The organism is Robiginitalea sp., assembly GCF_049588695.1.
GTDB lineage: Bacteria > Bacteroidota > Bacteroidia > Flavobacteriales > Flavobacteriaceae > Robiginitalea.
Map to the genome: position 1 here is coordinate 1 of NZ_JBAVZJ010000241.1, position 7798 is coordinate 7798.

6 protein-coding genes and 1 pseudogene are annotated in these 7798 nt (G+C 48.6%); all 7 read left to right on the plus strand.

Annotation, left to right across the window (positions count from 1 at the left end; translation table 11 throughout):
* Positions 1 to 377 (plus strand): annotated as a pseudogene (locus WBV75_RS05850) (DUF58 domain-containing protein); the annotation flags it as partial.
* Positions 377 to 2035, plus strand: coding sequence for a hypothetical protein (locus WBV75_RS05855; RefSeq protein WP_424119709.1), 1659 nt, complete (start codon positions 377 to 379; stop codon positions 2033 to 2035). The pseudogene WBV75_RS05850 and the gene WBV75_RS05855, both read left to right, overlap by 1 nt.
* Complete coding sequence (locus WBV75_RS05860; protein WP_424119710.1) at positions 2032 to 3033, plus strand: vWA domain-containing protein; 1002 nt, start codon at positions 2032 to 2034, stop codon at positions 3031 to 3033. The genes WBV75_RS05855 and WBV75_RS05860 overlap by 4 nt, the downstream gene beginning before the upstream one ends.
* Positions 3034 to 3039: 6 nt before the next feature.
* Positions 3040 to 4086, plus strand: a complete 1047-nt coding sequence (locus WBV75_RS05865) for a VWA domain-containing protein (RefSeq protein WP_424119711.1) — start codon at positions 3040 to 3042, stop codon at positions 4084 to 4086.
* Entirely contained in the window at positions 4087 to 4938 is an 852-nt protein-coding gene (locus WBV75_RS05870; RefSeq protein WP_424119712.1) for a tetratricopeptide repeat protein, read from the plus strand.
* Positions 4939 to 6717: a BatD family protein gene (locus WBV75_RS05875; protein ID WP_424119713.1), complete on the plus strand. Its 1779-nt coding sequence runs from the start codon at positions 4939 to 4941 to the stop codon at positions 6715 to 6717.
* A gap of 1 nt (position 6718) precedes the next feature.
* Complete coding sequence (locus WBV75_RS05880; RefSeq protein WP_424119714.1) at positions 6719 to 7492, plus strand: tetratricopeptide repeat protein; 774 nt, start codon at positions 6719 to 6721, stop codon at positions 7490 to 7492.
* Positions 7493 to 7798: the final 306 nt, after the last annotated feature.

Sequence of the window (7798 nt, forward strand, 5' to 3'; positions counted from 1 at the left end):
CCCTGAAGTACCTATCCAATGTGCTGAAGAAAAAATCCATAGTCTTTGTACTGTCAGATTTCATGTGTTCAGACTACCAGCACAATCTGAGGATTACAGGGAAAAAACACGACCTGACAGGTATACGGGTTTACGATCCTATGGAACGAGAGCTGCCGAACCTCGGTGTCGTCTCTATGCAGGATGCCGAAACTGGGGCAATTCAATGGGTCAACACCAGTTCCCGAAGCGTGCGGAACGCCTATACCGACCATTACAGGGACCAACTCACCTATTTTCAGGATACGTTTAAACGCGCGGGCTGCGGGGTATTGGATTGTCAGGTAGACGAGAGTTATGTAAAAAAATTATTGGGATATTTTAAGCGAAGAAGTTGATGAAAAGGGACTTGGCACATGTCTTGAAGAGCCGGGCGGGGTATTTCACCCTAATCCTGATGACCCTCTTCGCCTTTTCCGCTACGGGATTCGCCCAACAACCCCCGCGTATCGCATCTTCCACGGATACGGCCTCCATACGGATTGGCGAGCAAATACAATGGACGGTTGAAGTGGAGGTAGATTCCACTGCCCGGGTGATCTTTCCGGAAGGTCAGACTTTTTCACCCCTGGAAACTGTGGAGGCCTTTAAAACGGATACGACCCGAAAGAACAGTCGGATGCTGCTGCAGAAGACCTATGCCCTCACACAGTTTGACTCCGGGGGCTACCTCCTGCCTACACAGCGCATAGATATTGACGGGAAAGGATATTTTACAGATTCACTCTTCGTAATGGTCGCTACCGTACCCGTAGATACGGTGAATCAGAAAATGTACGACATAAAACCCATGATAGAAGTGGAAACCAGTCCGTGGGGTTGGCTCGGCTGGGTTGCCCTGGGTCTGGGAATCCTCCTTCTGGGAGGCTTTGCCTATTATTGGTTCTTTATCCGTAAAAAACCCCTGACGGAGGAAGAAAAAGTGGCGTTGCTCCCTCCATACGAACGCGCATTAAACGAATTAAAACGCCTGGAGGAATCCAGATACCTCATTCAGGATGAATTCAAACAGTACTATACCGAACTCACGGGTATCGTGAGGGCCTACCTGGAAGAAGAAGTACATATCAGTGCCCTGGAGAGTACTACGGCACAACTCCTGGAAAAACTCGAACTCCTCAGGGATGCGGGGAAACTCGGGCTTGAAGATAATACGCTGAGACAGTTCCAGGGTATCCTGGAAACGGCCGACCTGGTCAAATTTGCCAAAAACAAACCGGAGGTGCACAGAGCCGAGGAGGATCGAATCCAGGTAGAAGAAATCGTCAGGAAAACAAATGAATCCCTGCCGGAGCCAACTGAAGAAGAGCTTTTGCAACAGGAAACCTACCGCCTTGCACTGGCTGAGCAGGAACGAAAGAAAAAGTTGAGGTTTGCGCTTGCAGGAGTGGCCGGCCTGTTTTTGATAGGTATTATCGCGGCTGTTGGCTATTTCGGATTTACCAATGTGAAGGATTACCTCATCGGCACCCCAAGCAAATCCCTCCTCGAAGGGGAATGGGTTGCCAGCTCCTATGGGTATCCCCCTGTGATTTTAGAGACCCCGGAGGTCCTTTACCGGAAAGAAATTGATTTGCCTCCTGAGGCTATGGCCTCCATAAAGGATATGGACGCCTTTGCCTATGACGATACAAGGGCCAACTTGTCTATTGCGGCCCTGTCTACGGTGTTCAACAAACCCGATGAAGAACCGGATTATGAAGGGGCTGTAGAGCAAATTCTCTCGGGGTTTGAGAAGAACGGTGCGCGCAACATCATTACAAAACAAGAGGAATTTACCACAATCTCCGGGGTTCCCGGAATCAGGGTTTTTGGAAGGGGAGAATTCAAACTTCCGGACTCCGACAGGTTTTTAAAAGGAAAATACACCATTCTTCTTTTTGGGGGGAATGGCTTTATGCAGCAGGTGATCCTCTCATGGGAGGAAGAAGATCAATACGCCGAAGAAATTGTATCCCGGATTTTAAAAACCATTGAAGTGAAAACGGTTATATGATAGGAGGTGATATCCAGTTTGCGAATCCGGAGTTTTTCTGGCTGCTACTCGTGCTGCCGGTGGCTGCGCTGTGGTATTATATCAAACGCTGGAAGCAAGCTCCCACTTTGAAAATATCGAGCCTCAAGGGATTTAAAAAACCATCCCTGCTGAGCAAAATAAAACCCATGACCTTTCTGCTCCGCCTGCTGGCCATCAGTGCGGTAATCGTGGCGATGGCCCGGCCCCAAACCGAAGATATTTCCACCCGGACCAAAACCACCAAGGGTATCGACATCGTTATGGCCATTGATGTTTCATCCAGTATGCTCGCCAGGGATTTAAAACCCAATCGGCTGGCGGCTTTAAAGCAGGTCGCTTCTGAATTCATTCGCAAAAGACCGAGCGATCGGATCGGGCTGGTCGTATATGCGGGGGAAAGCTATACCAAAACCCCGATCACCAGCGATAAGAGTATTGTCCTAAGTGCGCTCAAGGATATTACTTATGGTCAATTAAACGATGGAACGGCCATAGGAATGGGTCTTGCCACTTCCGTAAACCGCCTCAAGGAGAGCAAAGCCATCAGCAAGGTTATTATCCTATTGACCGACGGAGTGAACAACGCCGGTTTCATCGAGCCACAAACTGCAGCTGACCTCGCACTGGAATACAATATAAAAACCTATACCATAGGCCTCGGGACCAATGGAAATGCCTTGTCTCCGGTAGGTTACAACGCAGATGGGACTTTTCGCTATGGTATGCGGCAGGTAGAAATCGACGAAGCCCTCCTCGAAGAAATAGCTGAAGCTACCGGGGGTAAGTTTTTCCGGGCGACTGATAATGAAAAACTCGAAGCCATTTACGAGGAGATCAACAAACTGGAAAAAACGGAAATAGAAGAATTTAAATACTATCGATACGAAGAAAAATTCCGGCCGTGGGTTTTGTTGGCAGGAGCCTTGCTCTTGCTGGAATGGTTATTGCGAATCACAGTTTTCAGAAGTTTTATTTAAGCAGAAATGATTCAATTAGACGAAAAAGTATACTTGTACCTGCTGGGAGTCATCCCGGTGCTGCTCGTATTGTTCCTGCTTCATCAACTCTGGAAGCGACGGGTTCAGCGCAAGTTTGCCGACCCAAAACTCCTGAAAGACCTCGCCCCGGACCGGTCGATGTTCAAGCCTCAAATCAAATTGATCCTGTTGCTGATGGCGCTGACCTTTCTCACTATGGGCCTGGTGAATCCAAAAATGGGTACGAAGCTGGAAACGGTGAAGCGGGAAGGTGTGGACGTCGTCTTTGCCGTTGACGTCTCCAAAAGTATGCTGGCTGAAGACATAGCCCCTAACCGCCTTGAAAAAGCGAAGCGGCTTGTTTCTGAAATTATCAACGAATTGGCCAGCGACCGGGTAGGTATTATAGCCTATGCGGGACAAGCCTATCCCCAACTCCCGATCACCACAGATTACGGGGCGGCCAAGATGTTCCTGCAGAGTATGAATACGGACATGCTTTCCTCCCAGGGCACGGCCATCAATGAAGCCATTGAACTGGCTGCAACGTATTATGACGATGAAGAACAGACCAACCGGGTTTTGTTTGTAATTTCCGATGGGGAGGACCACTCCGAGGGGGCGGTACTGGACGCCGTAGAACTCGCTACGGACCAAGGCATACAGGTCTATACGATCGGTGTTGGAGGCACCAAGGGTGCGCCAATCCCGATCAAGCGAAATGGCGTAGTGGAGTCCCTGAAAAAGGACATCGAAGGGGAAGTCGTCATTACCCGGCTAAATGAAGAGATTCTCATCGAGATCGCGGAAGAGGGCAATGGCGCCTATATCGACGGAGAGAACACAGCAGCAGCCGTGGAAGCAATTCAGGAAATCCTTTCCCAAATGGACAAAAAGGAGTTTGAAGCCAAGCAGTTTGCTGAATTTCAGGACCAGTTCCAGTGGTTTCTTGGTGGAGCGCTGATTCTACTCCTTTTGGATGTTTTTGTTTTGGAACGCAAAACGGCCTGGCTCCGGAAACTGGATCTTTTTAACGAAAAAAAAGCCTCCTGAATGAAAAATTACGCACTGATATTTAGCTTTTTTTACGCTTGGGTCTGTACTGGACAGGAAGAGGCCCAACCGGATTACGAGGCCCTGGAGGAGTCCAAAAAACTCACCTGGGAAGCGGGCAAAGAACTGGCATCTGACGATTTTATTTCTGCAGAAGCTACCTTTAGAAAGGCCATCTCCAAAAGCCCAGACAATCCTGCTGCCCCTTATAATCTCGGGAATGCCTATTACGAAAAAGAGAGTTTTGGTGAAGCTTTTGGCCGGTTTAAGGAAGCCGGGGAGCGCGCAGGTGAAAAGCCGGACAAGCACAGGGCGTTTCACAATATGGGGAATGTCTACATGCAGCAGAAGGATTATGAGAAAGCCGTTGAAGCCTATAAAGAGGCCTTGCGAAATAATCCTGGGGATGAAGAAACCCGCTATAACCTGGCCCTGGCAAAAGAGCTGTTAAAGAAAGATCAGGACCAAAACCAAGACGACCAAAACCAGGACGACGAAAACGAACAGCCGGACCAGGACGAACAGGAAAAGGAAAATCAGGACCAGAACGAAGATCAGAATCAGGGTGGCGAGGATGAGCAGGAGGAGAACAAGGATCCGAATGAGCAGGAAGGTGATTCTGAAAAAGAAGAGAATAAAGAAGGTGACGGCCCGGAAAAAGAAGAGAAGGAACAAAAACCAAACCCTTCTCAACCCGATGAGCAGAAAAGCCCGCCCAGGCCCAACCAGCTATCTCCCCAGCAAATAGAAAATTTGCTTGAGGCTATGGAGAACGAAGAGAAAAAAGTGAAGGAAAAAATTGACGCCCAAAAAATCAAGGGGCCCAAAGTAAAAAAAGAAAAGGACTGGTAAGTGTATACGATTTGGAGACATATCGCTTTATGCCTGTTTCTGTGTGTCGCGGGGGCAACCCTCTGGGGTCAGGAATCCGAAGAAGTTACCTTTGAACTCAAAGTCAGCAAAGACCGCCTGGGGGTCAACGAGCGGCTCAGGGCAGATTTTGTCATGAACCGGGATGGCGATAATTTTGTGCCCCCGGATTTCGAGGGCTTCAGGATCCTAATGGGTCCATCCCAGGCCATCAGTTCCTCCTGGATCAACGGGGTGCGTTCCTATTCCAAAACCTACTCTTATACCCTGACCCCACTTGCAAAAGGCACTTATTCTATCGGCCAGGCCAGTATTATTATCAAAGGGGAAACCTACAAAACCATCCCAAAAAAAATTGAAGTCACCGATGCCGTAGCCGACCCCAATGGCAGGCCATCAGCAGATGAAATCGCCGATGACAACCTGCATCTGATCGCAGAAGTATCCAAGACAAACCCCTACATGAACGAGCCTGTAAGTGTGGTCTATAAGCTCTTCGTAAGCCCTTCCATCGTCGTTTCCAATTTTCGTCCCCTGGATAATCCGAAGTACAACAATTTCTGGAGCCAGGATATTCCGCTTTCCAGATATAACATCGAGGAAGGCATTTATCAGGGGAAACCCTATCGGTATGTGATCCTGAAGCGGGTAGTGCTCTATCCCCAAAAAAGCGGGAATCTCGAAATTGAACCCCTGGCCCTTGATGTATCGCTGGAAGTACCCACAGAAAAGCGGGATTTTTTTGGAGGCAGGGTCTATACGAAAACCAATAAGGTAGTGTCGGCCGGAAACCGTACCATACAGGTAAAGCCCCTGCCCAGCAAAGGGCGGCCTGCGGATTTCAGCGGGGCCGTGGGAGATTACAACTTTGAGGTGACCACCTCTAAAGATGCACTAAACGCTTCTGAATCCCTGCAGGCCAAAGTTGTGGTTAGCGGTAGCGGCAACCTGAAACTATTCCAGTTGCCCAAACTCAGCCTGCCCAGTGCCCTTGAGGTTTACGAACCGGAATTCAAAGAGGACGTGAACACAAACCTCTCCGGAATGAATGGAAGCGTCTCCGAGGAATACACTGTGGTGCCCAGCTACCAGGGCAAGTACCCCATACCATCTATTTCGTTTTCTTTCTTTAATCCGAAAACTGAAAAATACGTCAAGATCGATTCCAGAGAAATCACAATTAACGTCCTGGAAGGCCCTAAGGCTACTGCAGAAATCGCGGATGCCGTAGTAACACCTAAATCCAGCGTTCAGGGAGGTGATCAGTTTTATTTCATCAAACTCACCCCACAACTGATTACAAAGAAATGGACGCCTTTCGTGGGTTCCTGCACACATTTGGCGTTATTGCTGGGGCCCCTGCTCGCTATTCCGCTCTTCATCCTGTTTCGAAGAAAGAGGGAAGCCAGAGCCCTGGATGTGGAAGGCAGCCGTGTTCGGAGGGCAAACCGTTTGGCGCGCAAATACCTTTCCACCGCTAAAAAAGCGTTGGGAAATAAGGATGCATTCTATGTGGCTTTGGAAAAAGCGCTGCACAACTACTTGAAAGCCAAGTTTAAAATAGAGACTTCAGAGTTTACAAAAGACAAAATACGGACCCTGCTGACTGAAAAAAATGTCGGACCCGAGGCTCAGGATGGTTTTATTTCGCTTTTGGAAAATTGTGAAAGGGCGCGGTACAGCCCTTTTTCGCAAGTTCAAATGGAACAGGACTATCAAAAAGCCAGTGAAGTCATTTCAGCCCTAGACAAAGCACTTTAAAATGAATCTCAACTTCAGGACATATCTGGTATGTATGGCACTCCTCCTTTCAGGGCTCCCGGGTATGGCCCAGAACGAGGTGCTTTTCGAAAAAGCAACTGCCGCTTACAATGCAGGGAATTATGAGGAATCGGTTTCGATTTACTCCCAGATCCTGGAATCGGGGGAACACTCGGCGGCCCTTTATTTCAATATGGGCAACGCGTATTACAAACAAAATGAAATTGCCCCCAGTATCTATTATTTTGAAAAGGCCCTGTTGCTCGAGCCCGGTGATCCCGAAATACTGAACAACCTTGCCTTTGCCAGGAATATGACCCTGGACGATATTACCCCCATCCCAGAGCCCGATCTGGAGCGCCTTTATAAAACGGTTCTCTTTTCTTTTTCGATGAATACCTGGGCATATGCCGGCATCTTCTTTATGCTGGTCTTTGTGGTCACCTACCTGTTTTTCGTGGGCAGTAGCAGGCCCAACCGGAAACGTGCGGGGTTGATCACAAGCGGAATCGCGCTGGCACTTGCACTCTTTTGTTCGGGGTTCGCCTATTTGAGGTACCGGAACTATGTAGAAACCCAACCTGCCATCGTCTTTAAACGGGAAGTCACAATTCGCTCGGAACCCAACCAGGAGAGCAGTCCGGTATTCCTGCTTCACGAAGGCACAAAGGTGCAGGTAAAGGATTCCCTGGAGATTTGGTTCAAAATTCAGTTGGCCGATGGTCAAACGGGCTGGACGCAGGGAGATGCCCTCCGTTTACTAAAGGATTTTTAACATTCTTTAACAATTTGGGTCGGCTACTCTCCTATCTTTGTTACTGAACCTTTTTATACCCAGGTGGAATTTGTAAAAACCCTCCAATCCATGGTTCAGGTTCAGCTGTACTTGTAGTCCCGCAAACCGTAGCTGAGATCAGATACCCCTGATTCTTCGTGGAGGTTTGAGCTCGAAGGCGAAGACCTTCATACCTGGGAGAGCCGGGTATGGCGGATCTTGTTTCCGAAACCGTTAGACCTGAATCTGAAATTAAATAAAAGCGTATATGTTTAAAACCCTGAGACAAGACCTCCCTGCAAGTAT

What these genes read in the sequence shown, in the direction of transcription:
- WBV75_RS05855 (WP_424119709.1), top strand. Translation starts at nt 377, where the DNA reads ATGAAAAGGGACTTGGCACATGTCTTGAAGAGCCGGGCGGGGTATTTC.
- WBV75_RS05860 (WP_424119710.1), top strand. Translation starts at nt 2,032, where the DNA reads ATGATAGGAGGTGATATCCAGTTTGCGAATCCGGAGTTTTTCTGGCTG.
- WBV75_RS05865 (WP_424119711.1), top strand. Translation starts at nt 3,040, where the DNA reads ATGATTCAATTAGACGAAAAAGTATACTTGTACCTGCTGGGAGTCATC.
- WBV75_RS05870 (WP_424119712.1), top strand. Translation starts at nt 4,087, where the DNA reads ATGAAAAATTACGCACTGATATTTAGCTTTTTTTACGCTTGGGTCTGT.
- WBV75_RS05880 (WP_424119714.1), top strand. Translation starts at nt 6,719, where the DNA reads ATGAATCTCAACTTCAGGACATATCTGGTATGTATGGCACTCCTCCTT.